The organism is Actinobacillus pleuropneumoniae, from assembly GCF_003290385.1.
GTDB classification, from domain to species: Bacteria; Pseudomonadota; Gammaproteobacteria; order Enterobacterales; family Pasteurellaceae; genus Actinobacillus; species Actinobacillus lignieresii.
In genome coordinates this window covers 1,611,288-1,626,032 of record NZ_CP030753.1, presented here as the reverse complement: position 1 = coordinate 1,626,032, position 14,745 = coordinate 1,611,288, and the positions used below count along the sequence as shown (strand labels likewise).

Annotated in this window: 16 protein-coding genes; 8 read left to right on the top strand and 8 right to left on the bottom strand. The window is 41.9% G+C overall.

The features are described 5' to 3' along the window. Positions 1-8 precede the first annotated feature (8 nt). The 3 genes from DRF63_RS07605 to DRF63_RS07595 form a co-directional block, all read right to left on the bottom strand. The gene (locus DRF63_RS07605; protein ID WP_005598562.1) at positions 9-1,523 is read right to left on the bottom strand and encodes a sodium-dependent transporter; all 1,515 of its coding nucleotides are present in this window, start codon (positions 1,521-1,523) and stop codon (positions 9-11) included. 378 nt (positions 1,524-1,901) lie between these two features. Then, the gene (locus tag DRF63_RS07600; RefSeq protein ID WP_005620489.1) at positions 1,902-3,164 is read right to left on the bottom strand and encodes an HlyC/CorC family transporter; all 1,263 of its coding nucleotides are present in this window, start codon (positions 3,162-3,164) and stop codon (positions 1,902-1,904) included. A gap of 95 nt (positions 3,165-3,259) precedes the next feature. Then, a complete protein-coding gene (locus DRF63_RS07595; RefSeq protein ID WP_005598557.1) occupies positions 3,260-4,051 on the bottom strand; it encodes a cytochrome C assembly family protein in 792 nt (263 codons plus the stop codon). A 219-nt stretch (positions 4,052-4,270) separates the two neighbouring features. Here DRF63_RS07595 and yceD point away from each other — a divergent pair, with 219 nt between their 5' ends. The 8 genes from yceD to yggU all read left to right on the top strand — a co-directional run bounded on the left by yceD (position 4,271) and on the right by yggU (position 9,151). After that, complete coding sequence (yceD, locus tag DRF63_RS07590; protein WP_005598555.1) at positions 4,271-4,795, top strand: 23S rRNA accumulation protein YceD; 525 nt, start codon at positions 4,271-4,273, stop codon at positions 4,793-4,795. A 17-nt stretch (positions 4,796-4,812) separates the two neighbouring features. Continuing rightward, positions 4,813-4,983 carry a 50S ribosomal protein L32 gene (gene rpmF / locus DRF63_RS07585; RefSeq protein WP_005598552.1) on the top strand — a complete coding sequence of 57 codons (171 nt, stop codon included), beginning with the start codon at positions 4,813-4,815 and terminating at the stop codon, positions 4,981-4,983. 24 nt (positions 4,984-5,007) lie between these two features. Next, on the top strand, positions 5,008-6,042 hold the full coding sequence (gene plsX / locus DRF63_RS07580; protein ID WP_005598546.1) for a phosphate acyltransferase PlsX: 1,035 nt from the start codon (positions 5,008-5,010) through the stop codon (positions 6,040-6,042). An 11-nt stretch (positions 6,043-6,053) separates the two neighbouring features. Further along, the gene (locus DRF63_RS07575; protein WP_005598545.1) at positions 6,054-7,004 is read left to right on the top strand and encodes a beta-ketoacyl-ACP synthase III; all 951 of its coding nucleotides are present in this window, start codon (positions 6,054-6,056) and stop codon (positions 7,002-7,004) included. 47 nt (positions 7,005-7,051) lie between these two features. Beyond that, entirely contained in the window at positions 7,052-7,804 is a 753-nt protein-coding gene (gene trmB / locus DRF63_RS07570; protein ID WP_005598543.1) for a tRNA (guanosine(46)-N7)-methyltransferase TrmB, read from the top strand. A 55-nt stretch (positions 7,805-7,859) separates the two neighbouring features. Then, on the top strand, positions 7,860-8,201 hold the full coding sequence (locus DRF63_RS07565; RefSeq protein ID WP_005598541.1) for a YggL family protein: 342 nt from the start codon (positions 7,860-7,862) through the stop codon (positions 8,199-8,201). A 121-nt stretch (positions 8,202-8,322) separates the two neighbouring features. Next, positions 8,323-8,856 carry a YggT family protein gene (locus tag DRF63_RS07560; protein WP_005598538.1) on the top strand — a complete coding sequence of 178 codons (534 nt, stop codon included), beginning with the start codon at positions 8,323-8,325 and terminating at the stop codon, positions 8,854-8,856. Position 8,857: 1 nt separating this feature from the next. Next, positions 8,858-9,151, top strand: a complete 294-nt coding sequence (gene yggU, locus DRF63_RS07555; protein WP_005598536.1) for a DUF167 family protein YggU — start codon at positions 8,858-8,860, stop codon at positions 9,149-9,151. A gap of 65 nt (positions 9,152-9,216) precedes the next feature. Here the strand turns inward: yggU and DRF63_RS07550 are convergent, their stop codons facing one another. From DRF63_RS07550 to DRF63_RS07530, 5 genes are all read right to left on the bottom strand, one after another. Beyond that, positions 9,217-10,617, bottom strand: coding sequence for a cytochrome c peroxidase (locus DRF63_RS07550; protein ID WP_005598534.1), 1,401 nt, complete (start codon positions 10,615-10,617; stop codon positions 9,217-9,219). Between the two features lie 171 nt (positions 10,618-10,788). Continuing rightward, positions 10,789-11,112 (bottom strand): zinc ribbon domain-containing protein YjdM, encoded by a 324-nt coding sequence (locus tag DRF63_RS07545; RefSeq protein ID WP_005598532.1) that lies wholly within the window; start codon positions 11,110-11,112, stop codon positions 10,789-10,791. A 132-nt stretch (positions 11,113-11,244) separates the two neighbouring features. Beyond that, positions 11,245-12,549, bottom strand: a complete 1,305-nt coding sequence (locus tag DRF63_RS07540; protein ID WP_005598530.1) for a sodium ion-translocating decarboxylase subunit beta — start codon at positions 12,547-12,549, stop codon at positions 11,245-11,247. A 16-nt stretch (positions 12,550-12,565) separates the two neighbouring features. Beyond that, positions 12,566-14,374 (bottom strand): sodium-extruding oxaloacetate decarboxylase subunit alpha, encoded by a 1,809-nt coding sequence (oadA, locus tag DRF63_RS07535; protein WP_005598528.1) that lies wholly within the window; start codon positions 14,372-14,374, stop codon positions 12,566-12,568. 15 nt (positions 14,375-14,389) lie between these two features. Further along, positions 14,390-14,647 (bottom strand): oxaloacetate decarboxylase subunit gamma, encoded by a 258-nt coding sequence (locus DRF63_RS07530; protein WP_005618986.1) that lies wholly within the window; start codon positions 14,645-14,647, stop codon positions 14,390-14,392. Positions 14,648-14,745 lie beyond the last annotated feature (98 nt).

Here is a 14,745-nt window from a genome sequence, read left to right as displayed (position 1 = left end):
GCTTTCTCCTATTGTTCTACTTTAAATTCGGTTTCATTCTGCCATTTCAACCGAGAGAGTAAGAAGGCGACTAAGATTAAGCTGACTGCCATTCCCCAGCCGAAAATATTAATAAACCAGCTCGGATAGCCTTCATAGCCCTCATGAACGACTTTAATAATTTCGCTGAATAACATAAATGCCAAGACACCGGTAGTGATAATGACGCATAAACGCCATAGTGTGCCGACTTTGAGCGAAGAGGTTTTATTAATATGATGTCCGAGCGTACTTAGTTTACCTTTGGCAATAATTGCCACTAACGAAACGAATGCAACCGCTACGATCCCGAAGTTGTTCACAAATTTATCCATTACATCCAACATCGGTAACCCCGTTGTGGTACCGAATAAGATAACGGACACCAACATCATCGGTAAACCGACCGTAAAGGTTGAAGCAATACGCCCTAATTTTAATTTATCTTGAACCGCTGCAATAATCACTTCAATTACCGAGATAAATGAGGTTAAAGCGGCAAAAGTTAATGAACCGAAGAATAATACGCCGAGTAAGGTTCCCATCGGTGCTTCGTTGATGATAGTCGGGAAGGCGAAGAAGGCCAAGCCGATACCGCCTTTTGCGACTTCACTGACTTCTTGACCGGATGCGGACGCCATAAAGCCTAAAGCGGCGAATACGCCGATTCCTGCCAATACCTCGAAACTGGAGTTGGCAAACCCTACCACCATACCGGTGCCGGTAAGATCGGAATCCTTTTTCAAGTAAGACGAATAAGTGATCATAATTCCGAAACAAATAGAGAGCGAGAAGAAGATCTGCCCGTATGCGGCAATCCATACGCTCGGATCCGCCAATTTTTCCCAATTCGGAGTAAATAGCGCATCTAAACCTTTGGTCGCTCCCGGTAAGAATAGCGACGAAATCACCAAGATAATAAACATCACGACTAAAACCGGCATTAAAATACTTGATGTTTTCGCAATCCCTTTTTCTACTCCTAATGCCAATACGATTAAGGCGATAATCCATACGGCGATAAGCGGACCGACAACCATACCGACAAAATCAAAGCTGATACCGTTAGCAATATCCCCCATTTTAAGAAATTCTCCGACAAAGAAATCAACCGGTTTATCCCCCCAAGCTTTCGTCAGAGAGAAGTAGGTATAAACGGCTGCCCAGCCGAGTACGACGGCATAATAAATGCCGATAATGACATTGACTAAAACTTGCCACCAGCCGAAAACTTCAAAATGTTGATTTAAGCGGCGGAAAGAAAGCGGAGCCGCCGCACGGTGACGATGCCCAATTGCAAAATCTAAAAATAATAACGGAATACCGGCGGTTAAAAGCGCAACGATATAAGGAATAATAAATGCACCGCCGCCGTTTTCATAAGTTGTGTAGGGGAATCGCCAAATATTACCTAAGCCGACCGCAGATCCGATTGCGGCAATGATAAAGGCGTTTCGACCGGAAAATGTAGCGCGTTTTACGGTAGATGTAGTGTTGGAAGACATGAGATATACCTCAAATATAATTTTATTTTATCTAAATTTGTAAGAGTTATTCGCAATGAAAATATGTCATCAAGAATAGGTTAATACGGTGTGAATATGCCTAAGATTTATTGGGAAGTAAATAGAGAAAAATAAAATTAAGGAGGCTTTTATAGAGGTGTTAATAGAATTTTATTCTATGTTTATGTTGATAATTTAGTTTAAAAAACTATTTTTATCTGTTAGGTAGTTTCTTGTATCAATGCCGTTTAATTAAATTAGCATAATCGCGTTAAACTTGTTTGATTAAAAAATATGCTTTAATCGTTTCTGGTTAATAAAAAAGCGGTGGAATTTACAACATTTTTTGCAAATTCCACCGCTTGTATAAGACGAGGATTAATTTTGTATAGGCTCGACTTTCGCTTGTTTAACCATATTATCGCTCACTTCAAGAATCGTTATTTTCAGGTTATATAAGCTAAACTGAGTATCTTCGTCCGGAATTTTCTCTAAATGTTCCAGGATCAATCCGTTAAAGGTTCTGGCTTCATCAACAGGCAGATTCCAATCAAATAGCTTATTCAGATCACGTAAATTTGCCGAACCTTCAATAATCACCGAGCCGTCGGACTGCGGTTTGACTTCTTCTTCTATCGTCGGTGCGGTCGAGGTAGTAAATTCGCCGACGATTTCTTCAAGAATGTCTTCCAAAGTGACTAAGCCTTTAATATCCCCGTATTCGTCCACCACTAAACCGATACGTTCTTTATTACTTTTGAAATTCATTAATTGGGTGGTTAAAGGTGTCCCTTCGGGAATGAAATAAACTTCATCAACCGCTCGAATCAGCGTTTCTTTACTCGGCTCGTCTTTTTCTAAAAGTAAACGGAACGCCTCTCGTACGCGCAGCATACCGATGATGTTTTTATCCATATTACCTTTATAAAGCACGACTCGGGCGTGAGCGGCGTGGTTAAGTTGGCGCATAATCGATTTCCAATCGTCATCAATATCAATGCTACCGATATCGTTACGCGGCACCATAATATCTTCAACCGTCACTTTCTCCATATCTAAAATGGAAATTAGCATTTCTTGGTGTTCGGTCGGAATAAATTTGCCCGCTTCCAATACTACGCCCCGTAATTCTTCCGCACTTAATCCGGTATTTTCATCTTTTTTAACGTGTAATAATTTCATTAAGCCGCTGATGATTAAATTCATCAAGAACACAAGCGGCATTAATAATTTTTTTAACGGCGTTAAGATATAACTGGCGAAAAAGCCGATTTTTTCCGGATAAATCGCCGCAATGGTTTTAGGCAGAATTTCCGAGAAAACCAGCATCACAAAAGTCAGCGCACCGGTGGCAATCGCCACACCGGCATCGCCGGCTAAACGCATACCGATCATGGTAGCAATCGCGGAGGCGGCGATATTGACTAAGTTATTACAAATAAGGATAAGACTAAGTAAAACATCCGTTTTGTTAAGGAGTTTCTCCGCAAGTTTCGCCCCTTTATGACCGCTTTCGGCAAGGTGGCGCATTTTATAGCGGTTGAGCGACATTAGTCCCGTTTCGGAACTTGAGAAAAACGCAGAAAGGAATAAGAGAATTGCGAGTGAAATAAAAAGAGTACTCAGGGGAATACTGTCCAAAATAAATGTCCTATGTAAGTGGATAATTAAGCGGTCGGATTTGAATAAAAATTTGCAAAAAACGCTGAAAATCCAACCGCTTCCTAAGGTGATATTTAGATCACATGACTACCGAAATAACCGATGGTCAATAACATTGTACCTAAAATCGAATAAATTAGCACCCGATTTCCACGCCAACGGAATTTCCATTGCCCTAAAAGTTGGATGTTGTAAACAATCCAAGCAAGGAAAGAAAATATTGCCTTATGGATTTGTTCCGGTGCGAAAAAGTTATGTAAATAAATCATTCCCGAAATCAGGGTTATCGTTAATAACGCTTGAGCGGCTAACGTCAGCGTAAAAAAGTGGCGTTCTACCGTCATTAACGGCGGTAACATACTGCAAAACACGGCTTTTTTGCTTTTCAGTTTATTATCCAACCATTTTAATTGGAACGCATAAATTAACGCTAAGAAAAAGAGTGCGTAGGAAAAAATCGCAATACCTAAATGGAAAATCAGACCGGTATTTTGCGCAATATTTTTAATAAAGTTACCGCTGGCAAATGCGGATGCCGCTACGCTACAAATGCCGAAGGTATAAACCACCATTAACGGAAACCAAATGGTTTTCCAACGCGGTAAGGCAAGTGTTGCGACAGCCGTCAGCAATAAGCTCATCATTGAGTTTACGTTAGAAAGTGAGAAATTCTGACCGCCCTCGCTCAGCACCAATTCTTGCGATAAATTGATTGCGTGAAAGAATACGGCAAGTAAGCCGAATCCAAAAACCGCTTTAAGATTCGGTTTTTTATCACCGGTTTGGTTTTCTAAATTGACGAGTGTGGGGGTAACCCATAATAATGCGGCAGCATAAGCCAGCATTGCTAAAATCGCAAATAACATTGTCATCCCGTTTAAATTAAAAATAAGAATAGTTTTCAGATACGAATAGTCAAATTACCAGTTTTATCGCTTTTTTGCTATGGTTAGACGTGAAAAATTTCTATAAGTTTACCTTATATCAAACCGGTTCGGTTTATTTAGTTTAGCTTATGAGATATTTTTTAAAAATCCGATTTTCTCTTTGACTATTTTGCTTTCTATCTGTAATATGCACACCCTATGCAAAAGGTAAAACTACCCCTCACCATTGACCCATATAAAGACGCTCAGCGTCGAATGGATTACGAAGGCTACATCTCACGTAGTCTGCTTAATCGTTTGGGTGAATCTGTGAGCAATGTGCTAAGCGATGCACAAGTTACTCTCTCGTTATATATCGATCCGCAACGCTTAACCGTTATTAAAGGTACGGCGACAGTGGAAGTGGAATTCGATTGCCAACGATGCGGTAACCCGTTTACACAAACGCTTGACTGTTCGTTTTGTTTCAGTCCGGTGTCCAATATGGATCAGGCGGACAATTTGCCCGAAATTTATGAACCAATCGAAGTAAACGAGTTCGGTGAAGTAAATTTACTAGATATGATCGAAGATGGATTTATCATCGAATTGCCTCTAGTCCCGATGCATAGTGAAGAACACTGTGAAGTGTCCGTGAGTGAACAGGTGTTTGGCGAATTGCCTGAAGAATTGGCGAAAAAACCTAACCCGTTCGCTGTATTAGCTAATTTAAAGAAAAACTAGATCTAGGAGTATAGCCAATGGCTGTTCAACAAAATAAAAAATCTCGTTCACGTCGTGATATGCGTCGTTCACATGATGCATTAACAACAGCAGCAGTTTCAGTAGATAAAACAACTGGTGAAACTCACTTACGTCACCATGTAACTGCTGACGGTTACTACCGTGGTCGTAAAGTAATCAACAAATAATCTCGGTTAGTTTCGAGGTATCAGTTGAATCGTCTAACCCTTGCGTTAGATGTGATGGGCGGGGACTTTGGTCCCCGTATTACTATCCCGGCATTATCTTTAGCATTGGAAAAGAATCCAATGTTATCTTTTGTTCTATTCGGCGATCAGAGCCAATGTTCCCCATTATTTAATTCTCTTCCGACAACACAGCAACAACGAATTACTTTTGTGCATACTTCTCGTATTATCGAGGCGGATATTCCTTTTACGCAAGCGTTACGTCAGAGTAAAGGCAGTTCGATGAGACTGGCGTTGGAAGCCGTAGCGAGAGGGGAGGCGCAAGGTTGCGTAAGCGGCGGAAACACCGGAGCATTGATGGGGCTGGCAAAACTATTGATAAAGCCTTTGCCGAATATTGAACGCCCCGCATTAACGACCTTAATTCCCAGTATGAACGGCAAATCGAGCGTGATGTTGGATCTCGGTGCCAATGTGGAAGCTGACAGTCAATTATTATGTCAATTTGCGGAAATGGGCAATATTTTTGCCGAAGTGATGTTGGATTTGGTTCATCCTCGCTTGGCATTATTAAATATCGGTACCGAAGAGAATAAAGGTAATCAAATTATTCGTGATACGCATCAGCTGCTTAAGCAACGGTATGATTTAAACTATATCGGCTTTATTGAAAGCGATAAGTTGATGAATCATTTTGCGGATGTGATTATTTGTGACGGTTTTAGCGGTAATATCGCCTTAAAAGCTTTGGAAGGTGCGGCTAAAAATATTCTTTCGTTATTAAAAAAGCCGACGCCCGATTCTCATCTTTGCCAAACGGCCAAACGTTATTTATTGCGTGCGATTTTCTATCGTTATTACCGAAAATTACAGCAAATCAATCCGGATCGTCATAACGGCGCAACTTTACTCGGATTATCTTCGGTTGTGGTAAAAAGCCATGGCGGAGCAGGGGTAAATGCATATTTTTATGCGATAGATCACGCAATCGGGCAGATTCGGAGCGGAATTCCTGATAAAATTTCACAAGGTTTAAACAGATTACATCAAAATTTATAGAGAATCGAAATATGTACAGCAAAATTCTAGCAACGGGTAGTTATTTACCCGCTCAAATTCGTACTAATGCTGATTTAGAAAAAATGGTCGATACTAGCGATGAGTGGATTTTTACTCGTTCCGGTATGAAAGAGCGTCGTATTGCCGCCACAGATGAAACGGTTGCGACAATGGGCGCGCAAGCGGCTAAAAATGCACTGGAAATAGCGAATATCGATCACAATGAAATTGATCTGATTGTTGTGGGAACTACAACCAACTCTCACGCCTATCCGAGTGCGGCTTGCCAAATTCAAGGTATGTTAGATATCCAAGATGCGATTGCGTTTGACGTTGCCGCCGCTTGTACCGGTTTTGTGTATGCGTTGAGTGTTGCCGATCAGTTTATACGTAGCGGCAAAGTAAAAAAAGCGTTGGTCATCGGTTCGGATTTAAATTCTCGCGCATTAGATGAAACCGATCGCAGTACCGTGGTGTTATTCGGTGATGGAGCCGGTGCGGTTATTCTTGAAGCAAGTGAAGAGCAGGGTATTATTTCGACTCATTTACATTCGTCTTCCGATACTGAATATATGCTTGCTTTACCGGCACAAAAGCGTGGTGATGAAAAATCCGGCTTTATTCAAATGCAAGGAAACGCCACCTTTAAATTGGCGGTAGGTCAGCTTTCAAGTGTGGTGGAAGAAACCCTTGAAGCCAATAACTTACAAAAATCGGATTTAGATTGGCTAGTTCCTCACCAAGCGAATATTCGTATTATTGCCGCAACAGCGAAGAAACTCGAAATGGATATGTCGCAAGTGGTATTGACCGTTGAGAAATACGGTAATAACAGTGCTGCAACCGTGCCTGTTGCATTAGATGAAGCGGTGCGTGACGGACGTATTCAACGCGGTCAATTATTGTTGCTTGAAGCCTTTGGCGGCGGCTGGACTTGGGGTTCCGCTCTTGTTCGTTTTTAACCAATCTCGTTTCTAACAAGCGGTCAAAAAAGATAGAATTTTTACAAATGTCAGAAAAACAAACTTTTGCAGATAAAAAACGTAAAACGGTAGAACAAGCCGAATTCACCGAAGACGGTCGCTATCTTCGTAAAGTACGTAGTTTCGTATTACGTACCGGACGTTTGAGCGATTACCAACGTGATATGATGAATAATAACTGGGCGAATCTCGGTTTGGATTATCAAAATACGCCGTTTAATTTTGAGCAGATCTTCGGTAACAACAATCCGGTCGTGTTAGAAATCGGCTTCGGTATGGGACGTTCATTGGTTGAAATGGCGGAACAAAATCCGGATCGTAACTATATCGGTATTGAAGTACATACGCCGGGTGTCGGCGCTTGCATCGCTTATGCATTAGAAAAAGGCGTGAAAAACTTGCGTGTGATTTGCCATGATGCAACGGAAATCTTACGTGATGCGATTGCTGACGGTTCACTTGGCGGTTTACAACTTTATTTCCCGGATCCGTGGCAAAAAGCGAAACACCATAAACGCCGGATCGTACAGCCGGAATTTATCACTCGAGTGCTGACTAAATTAGGCGATAATGGTTTTATTCATTTTGCAACAGACTGGGAAAACTACGCAGAACATATGTTGGAAGTGTTACGTCAATTCGATAAAGAACTACGCAATACTTCAGAAACTAACGATTTTATTCCACGCCCGGATTTCCGTCCTTTAACCAAGTTTGAAGAACGTGGTCATCGCCTTGGACACGGTGTGTGGGACTTATATTTCGTTAAACAAGCATAATTGGTTTAACGATTGATTTTAACTATCCATTCTCATTAAATAAGGGGAGATACAAATGGCTATTCAACGTAACGCGCGTCAGCGTAAAAAAATGCACTTAGCAGAATTCCAAGAATTAGGCTTCTTAGTAAAATTCCAATTTGCGGAAAACACAGGTATTGATCAAATTGATTTAACCGTAGATCGTTTCATCGCAGAAGTGATTAAACCAAACGGTTTAGCTTATGAAGGTAGCGGTTACTTACATTGGGAAGGTTTAGTTTGCTTAGAAAAATTAGGCAAATGTGATGAATCTCACCAGCAATTAGTAAAAACTTGGTTAGAAAACAATGGCTTAACTCAAGTTGAAGTCAGCGATTTATTCGACATTTGGTGGGACTACCCGGTTCAAGGCTAATGCTTTAGCGACAAGCGGTTAAATTTTGCAAAAAAATTGCAGAATCCGACCGCTTTCTATCATGAGGGCGGGTGTATTCCCGCCCGAATAGTTTATAGAGATATTTATAAGAGGAAGATAGATGGAATTTCTAGCCCCTGTTCTTTCAATCATTATCGGCTTTTTCAGCTTCGTATTAATTTTGCGTACTTGGCTGCAATTCTGCCGAGTCGATCCTTATATGCCGTTATCACAATCACTTTTACGCCTTACTTCACCCTTAGTGAATCCGGTAAGTAAAGTGATCCCGACCGTAAAAAACATCAATTTTGCTGCATTACTGATTGCGTTACTATTGCTTGCATTCGAGAAATTTGTGCTAGGCGTACCCGTTGCAATGGCTGTATTAGCCGGCTTACTAGGTGTCGTGAAAACCTTCGGTAAGATCCTATTTTTCACCACTTTAATTCGTGCCTTAATGAGTTGGGTCACACGTGGTGATCACCCGTTAGATTATATGGTGGCACAAATTACCGAGCCGGTATTAGGCTTTATCCGTAAATTATTACCGCGTACCGGTATGTTAGATTTTTCGGTGATGGTACTCGGTTTCGGCTTAATTCTGCTCAATAACCTTTTCTATCGCGTATTTGGCGTGCTTTGGGCGATTGCTTAATATGGAAGCGGTAGAACGTATTGAAAATCCGTGTGGCATCCGCCTGCGGATTTTTTTACAACCAAAGGCAAGTCGCGATCAAATTGTCGGCTTACACGATAACGAGCTCAAAATTGCCATCACTGCCCTGCCAGTTGACGGTGCAGCAAATGCGCATTTGCTGAAATATTTGAGTAAGCTATTTAAAGTGCCCAAAAGCAGTATTGTGTTAGAAAAAGGCGAATTACAACGACATAAACAATTGTTTGTGCCAGAGCCAAAATTAATTCCGAAGGAAATTGAAGCATTGCTGTGAATAAATAGAAAGCGGTGGGATGTTTGCAAAATTTTGCAGAAATCCCACCGCTTGTTTATGTGAAATTATTTCACTTTTTCATTAGTTAGTAATTTGCCTTTATATTCACCGGTCAGTGATTCTAAGAAAGCAACTAGCTCATTAAGCTCTGTCTCAGAGAATTGTTTATTGCTTTGGTAAATACCCATAATACGAACCGCTTCTTTTAAGTCTTTCGCACTTGCATCGTGCATATATGGTGCAGTTAACGCCACGTTACGTAAAGTCGGCACTTTGAAACGGTGCATATCGCTTGGATCCTTAGTTACCGCATAACGACCGTGATCCGCTTCGGTTAATTCCGTACCGCGATCTTTGAAGTAATCGGCATATAAGCCCATATATTCAAATGATTGTCCGCCCATTGCCGTACCGGTATGGCAAGTATCGCATTTCGCATTTTTGAAATGCTCGTAACCGCGTTTTTGTACATCGGTTAGCGCATTTTGCTCGCCTTTTAAGAAGCGGTCGAATGCACTGTTCGGCGTAATAAGCGTTTTTTCATATTCACCGATTGCATCGGTGACGTTCGCTTGCGTAAGAGTCGGGTAAATCTCGTGGAAACGTTTCATAAATTCTTCGTCCTTGCTTAGTCTGGCGAGAATTTCATCCCAGTTTTTTGAACCCATTTCAACCGGGTTTACCGGTGGGCCGCCCGCTTGATCCGCTAAGGTTTTCTCACGACCGTCCCAGAATTGCCATTTATTAAATGCCGCATTAAACACCGTAGGCGCGTTGATACCGCCTTTTAAGCCGTTAATCCCTTCCGATACCGGTAAGTTATCGACCCCGGCTTGCGCTAATTGGTGGCAAGTATGGCATTGAATCGTACCGTCATCAGATAAACGTCCGTCAAAATAAAGCCCTTCACCTAAAGCTACTTTATGCGGATCGGTCGGTAATTGATCAGGAATCGGCTGAACCAAGCGAGTAGCGTCCGCACCTTCCGCTTTTGGTAAGAAGTGTGCTTGGCGTTGTGCGGTAATCCAATCTAAGATAATTTTTTTCTGAGCTTCGTCAGGACGAGAACCCCAGTGGATATGAATATATTTAGCAACCGGCATTTCGTCATTGCGAATTACTTGTTCTAATTTAGCAAGATCGGCTTCTGAAAGTTTGCTCGGATCTTTCATTCCTTCAATCAGATGATCAAGACGGAAGAACTTAAGACCTTTTTCAATATCTTCAGCCATCACTTGGTCTGCGATTGGTAACTTGGCATAAGCCGGTAATTCCGCATTAGCCGAGTGGCAATATTGGCAGCCGTTTTCAAACATGACTCCTGCGACCGCTTTATGCGATTCGGGTAAGTCTGCGGACGCTAATAATTTTGGCGCTTGCTCTTTATCAAACCAATAGGCGTAGCCCACAAGTGAAAAATAGCCGATGCCGGCGGCGGCAATTGCCGAAAGTAAATATTTTTTCATAAATAAATCTCCTTGAAATCGAGATTACATTATCCCTAAAAAGAGCGATATATTTTTTGAGCTTGGTCAATAGTTTTAATCTATAATAACTATCTCAATGATAAGTATAAGCAATGAAAGAAAAACGCCCACCGAAGTGAGCGTTTAAAATGAGTCGAAATAACGAGTAAATCAGGCTTTTTTCAGGAATTCCGATTTAAGCATAATTTTACCGCAATCTACGTTATGATCACCGTTTACTAAGCGGATACCTTTGAATTTAGTGCCTTTTTTTAATACTTCGGACGAGCCTTTTAATTTCAAATCTTTAATTAAAAGTACATCGTCACCGTCAGCTAATAAATTGCCGTTGCTGTCTTTAACGATTAATTGGTCTTCATCTTGTTCTTCAATTTCTTCGCCGTTCCATTCGTACGCACAATCTGGACAAACGAATTGGATGGAATCGTGATAAGTATTTTCGCTCTTGCATTTAGGGCAAACAGGGTATGTCATAAAATAAATCCTCAAGGTTATAAAAGGTCGTTATTTTATAATGAAACGCCATAAAAAGTAAGCGGTCGGTTTTGAAGATAAATTTGCAAAAATTTCCTCAAAAACGACCGCTTAATAATGTAAATATAGCGATTACATTGCCGCAATATATTTCAACATAACGCCGGCTGCGATAGCGGAGCCGATTACACCGGCTACGTTCGGTCCCATTGCGTGCATTAATAAGAAGTTTTGTTTGTCATATTCCAAACCGACTTTATTTGATACACGCGCTGCCATTGGCACGGCAGAAACACCGGCAGAACCGATAAGCGGGTTGATTTTATTTTTGCTGAACTTGTTCATCAATTTCGCCATTAATACACCGCTTGCCGTACCGATACAGAATGCGATTACGCCTAACACTAAAATACCGAGGGTTTGCGGTTGGAGGAATTTATCCGCAACTAATTTCGCACCGACCGATAAGCCAAGGAAAATCGTCACGATATTGATTAGCGCGTTTTGAGCCGTATCATTTAAACGTTCCACCACACCGCTGACACGCATTAAGTTACCAAAACAGAACATACCGAGTAACGGTGCCGCATCCGGCAACAATAATGCCACGAGTAAGAGCAAGAGAATCGGGAATAGAATTTTTTCTCGGTTACTTACCGTGCGTAATTGCACCATACGGATTTTACGTTCGGCATCTGTGGTTAACGCTTTCATAATCGGCGGCTGAATTAACGGTACTAACGCCATATAAGAGTAAGCTGCCACTGCAATCGCACCGAGTAACTCCGGCGCAAGTTTACTTGCTAGATAGATAGCGGTCGGGCCGTCCGCACCGCCGATAATACCGATCGCCGCCGCTTGTGGTAAGGTAAAGTCAATAATACCTAACCAGTTCAAACCTAAAGCGCCAAGTACGGTTGCAAAAATACCGAATTGTGCCGCAGCACCTAATAAGAGTGTACGAGGGTTTGCGAGTAACGGACCAAAATCCGTCATTGCACCGACTCCCATAAAGATGATTAACGGTGCAACACCGTAGCCAATCGCCACTTTATAGAAGAGTGCTAACACACCGGCAGTATAACCCATATCTCCGGCAATCACTTCCAATTCGTTTTGTACCGAAGGTGCCGCTAAGGCAATCGCAGCTTTAATATTCTCAAGATCTAAGCTTGTGCTATTAACTTTTGCCGCAATAATCGCAAACTGTTCGGTTGTGCCGTGATGTAGCAGATTATCTAAAGCGGTCATAGCCAAGCCGGCTTCCGGAATATTGGATAATAAACCGCCAAAGCCGATTGGTAATAAAAGGAGTGGTTCAAAGCCGCGGGCAATTGCAAGCCAGAGCAATAACAGGCTGACCGCAATCATAATCGCTTGCCCTAGCTCCATATGCATAATACCCATACCCTGAAACAGAGCGATAATACCTTCCATATTAACTCCCTATCGTTTAAGCAAGATTCATTAAGACTTGATCAACGGCAACGACATCACCTTGTTTTACCGCAACGCCTTGAACTTTACCGGCTTTTGGTGCGCAAATTTGTGTTTCCATTTTCATTGCTTCAAGAATTAATAACACATCGCCTTCCGCAACTTGTTGACCTTCGGTTACTTCAACTTTAAGAATGTTACCTGCCATCGGTGCTTTGACCGGTTCAGCATTTGCACTGGTTGCTGCAGCTGGTACTACAACTTGTGGTGCGGCAGCTGGCGCTGTTGGTGCAATATTAGTAATATCACCACCTTCACTGACTTTCACTACAAAGGCTTTGCCTTCAAGTTCAACCGTATAAACGGCTGGTTCGCCTGCTTTTGCTGTGTGAGAAGCGGTCGGTTTTGCCGCTTCTTTTGCAACTTCTGCGGTCGGAGCCGGTTCGAAGGCAGCCGGATTATTACGATTTTCTAAGAATTTCCAACCGACTTGTTGGAATAACGCCACGATTAACACGTCATCAATCGTATTTTCTGAAAGCGTAATGCCTTTCTCTTTAGCCTGTGCGGTCACTTCCGCCACTAATTTATCGATTTCCGGTGTGATATGGTTTGCCGGACGATCGGTAATCGGCGCAGCACCTTCAAGCACACGTTCTTGTAACGCTTTATTGACTGGTGCAGGTGTGCGACCGTATTCGCCTTTTAAAATACCGGCGGTTTCTTTGGCGATGGTTTTGTAGCGCTCGCCCATTAACACGTTCATTACTGCTTGGGTACCGACGATTTGAGATGTTGGCGTAACAAGCGGAATATTACCGAGATCTTCACGTACGCGAGGGATTTCTTGTAATACAAGATCAAGTTTGTCACTTGCATTTTGTTGTTTTAACTGGCTTTCAAGGTTGGTTAACATACCGCCCGGCACTTGTGCAACTAAAATACGGCTGTCTACACCACGTAATTGCCCTTCAAACTTCGCATATTTTTTACGAACGTCACGGAAATAAGCTGAGATTTTTTCAAGTTGAGGAATGTTCAAACCGGTGTCGTAAGGCGTACCTTGAAGCGTTGCCACGATGGATTCGGTTGCCGGATGACCATAAGTGCCGGACATTGAAGAAATAGAGGTATCTACACCGTCAATACCCGCTTCAATCGCTTTTAATAATGCCATTTCCGCCATACCGGTGGTTGAGTGGCAGTGTAAGTGAAGTTCTACGTCATAACGTTTTTTAATTTCACTGACTAACTCGTACGCAGCCATTGGGGTTAAGATACCTGACATATCTTTGATAACGAGAGAATCTACCCCGATTTCCAATAATTGTTCGGTTACGTCTAACCACGTTTGTAACGTGTGTACCGGACTGGTGGTATAACTTAACGTACCTTGTGCATGACCTCCGTGTTTTTTGACCGCTTGTAATGCCGCTTGCATATTACGAGGGTCATTTAACGCATCAAATACACGGAACACATCCATCCCGTTTGTGACGCAACGTTCTACAAAACGATCAACCACATCATCCGCATAATGGCGGTAACCTAATAAATTCTGTCCGCGTAATAACATTTGTAACGGGGTATTTGGAATCGCTTTTTTCAACTCACGTAAACGAACCCAAGGATCTTCACCTAAAAAACGGATACAGCTATCAAATGTTGCTCCGCCCCATGCCTCTAAAGACCAATAACCGATTTTATCCAATTCAGCTGCAATCGGTAACATATCGTCTAAACGTAGTCGTGTCGCAAACAAAGATTGGTGTGCATCACGTAAAACAACATCAGTAATTGCAATTTTTTTATTTTGAATAGTCATGATAAAAATCCTCTATTATTTTAATCCTTGTTGACGACGATGATGGGCAATAGCAGCCGCAATCACGGGGCGTAAATGGTCTAAATTATCAGTTGGAACAGCGCTTGGCACTGGTTTTGCTACGGGAGCGGGGATAGGTTCGGGGAAGTATTTATTAATTAGCGTAGAAATGAAGCTAATCGCATAAATTAATACGATAAGGAAAAGTAGCACGAAGCCCATTCCCGAAATCATCAAATTTATGCCTTCACCAAAAAGTTCTGCATTTGTCATAAACATACCTTTAAGTCTATTGTATTAACTTATTCAAGATAGCTAAATTATGATCGTCGCGCAAATAATTTAGCCGAGAAATGCCAAGCGGCTCACAT

What these genes read in the sequence shown, in the direction of transcription:
- DRF63_RS07605 (WP_005598562.1), bottom strand. Translation starts at nt 1,523, where the DNA reads ATGTCTTCCAACACTACATCTACCGTAAAACGCGCTACATTTTCCGGT.
- DRF63_RS07595 (WP_005598557.1), bottom strand. Translation starts at nt 4,051, where the DNA reads ATGTTATTTGCGATTTTAGCAATGCTGGCTTATGCTGCCGCATTATTA.
- yceD (WP_005598555.1), top strand. Translation starts at nt 4,271, where the DNA reads ATGCAAAAGGTAAAACTACCCCTCACCATTGACCCATATAAAGACGCT.
- rpmF (WP_005598552.1), top strand. Translation starts at nt 4,813, where the DNA reads ATGGCTGTTCAACAAAATAAAAAATCTCGTTCACGTCGTGATATGCGT.
- DRF63_RS07575 (WP_005598545.1), top strand. Translation starts at nt 6,054, where the DNA reads ATGTACAGCAAAATTCTAGCAACGGGTAGTTATTTACCCGCTCAAATT.
- trmB (WP_005598543.1), top strand. Translation starts at nt 7,052, where the DNA reads ATGTCAGAAAAACAAACTTTTGCAGATAAAAAACGTAAAACGGTAGAA.
- DRF63_RS07565 (WP_005598541.1), top strand. Translation starts at nt 7,860, where the DNA reads ATGGCTATTCAACGTAACGCGCGTCAGCGTAAAAAAATGCACTTAGCA.
- DRF63_RS07560 (WP_005598538.1), top strand. Translation starts at nt 8,323, where the DNA reads ATGGAATTTCTAGCCCCTGTTCTTTCAATCATTATCGGCTTTTTCAGC.
- yggU (WP_005598536.1), top strand. Translation starts at nt 8,858, where the DNA reads ATGGAAGCGGTAGAACGTATTGAAAATCCGTGTGGCATCCGCCTGCGG.
- DRF63_RS07550 (WP_005598534.1), bottom strand. Translation starts at nt 10,617, where the DNA reads ATGAAAAAATATTTACTTTCGGCAATTGCCGCCGCCGGCATCGGCTAT.
- DRF63_RS07545 (WP_005598532.1), bottom strand. Translation starts at nt 11,112, where the DNA reads ATGACATACCCTGTTTGCCCTAAATGCAAGAGCGAAAATACTTATCAC.
- DRF63_RS07540 (WP_005598530.1), bottom strand. Translation starts at nt 12,549, where the DNA reads ATGGAAGGTATTATCGCTCTGTTTCAGGGTATGGGTATTATGCATATG.
- oadA (WP_005598528.1), bottom strand. Translation starts at nt 14,374, where the DNA reads ATGACTATTCAAAATAAAAAAATTGCAATTACTGATGTTGTTTTACGT.
- DRF63_RS07530 (WP_005618986.1), bottom strand. Translation starts at nt 14,647, where the DNA reads ATGACAAATGCAGAACTTTTTGGTGAAGGCATAAATTTGATGATTTCG.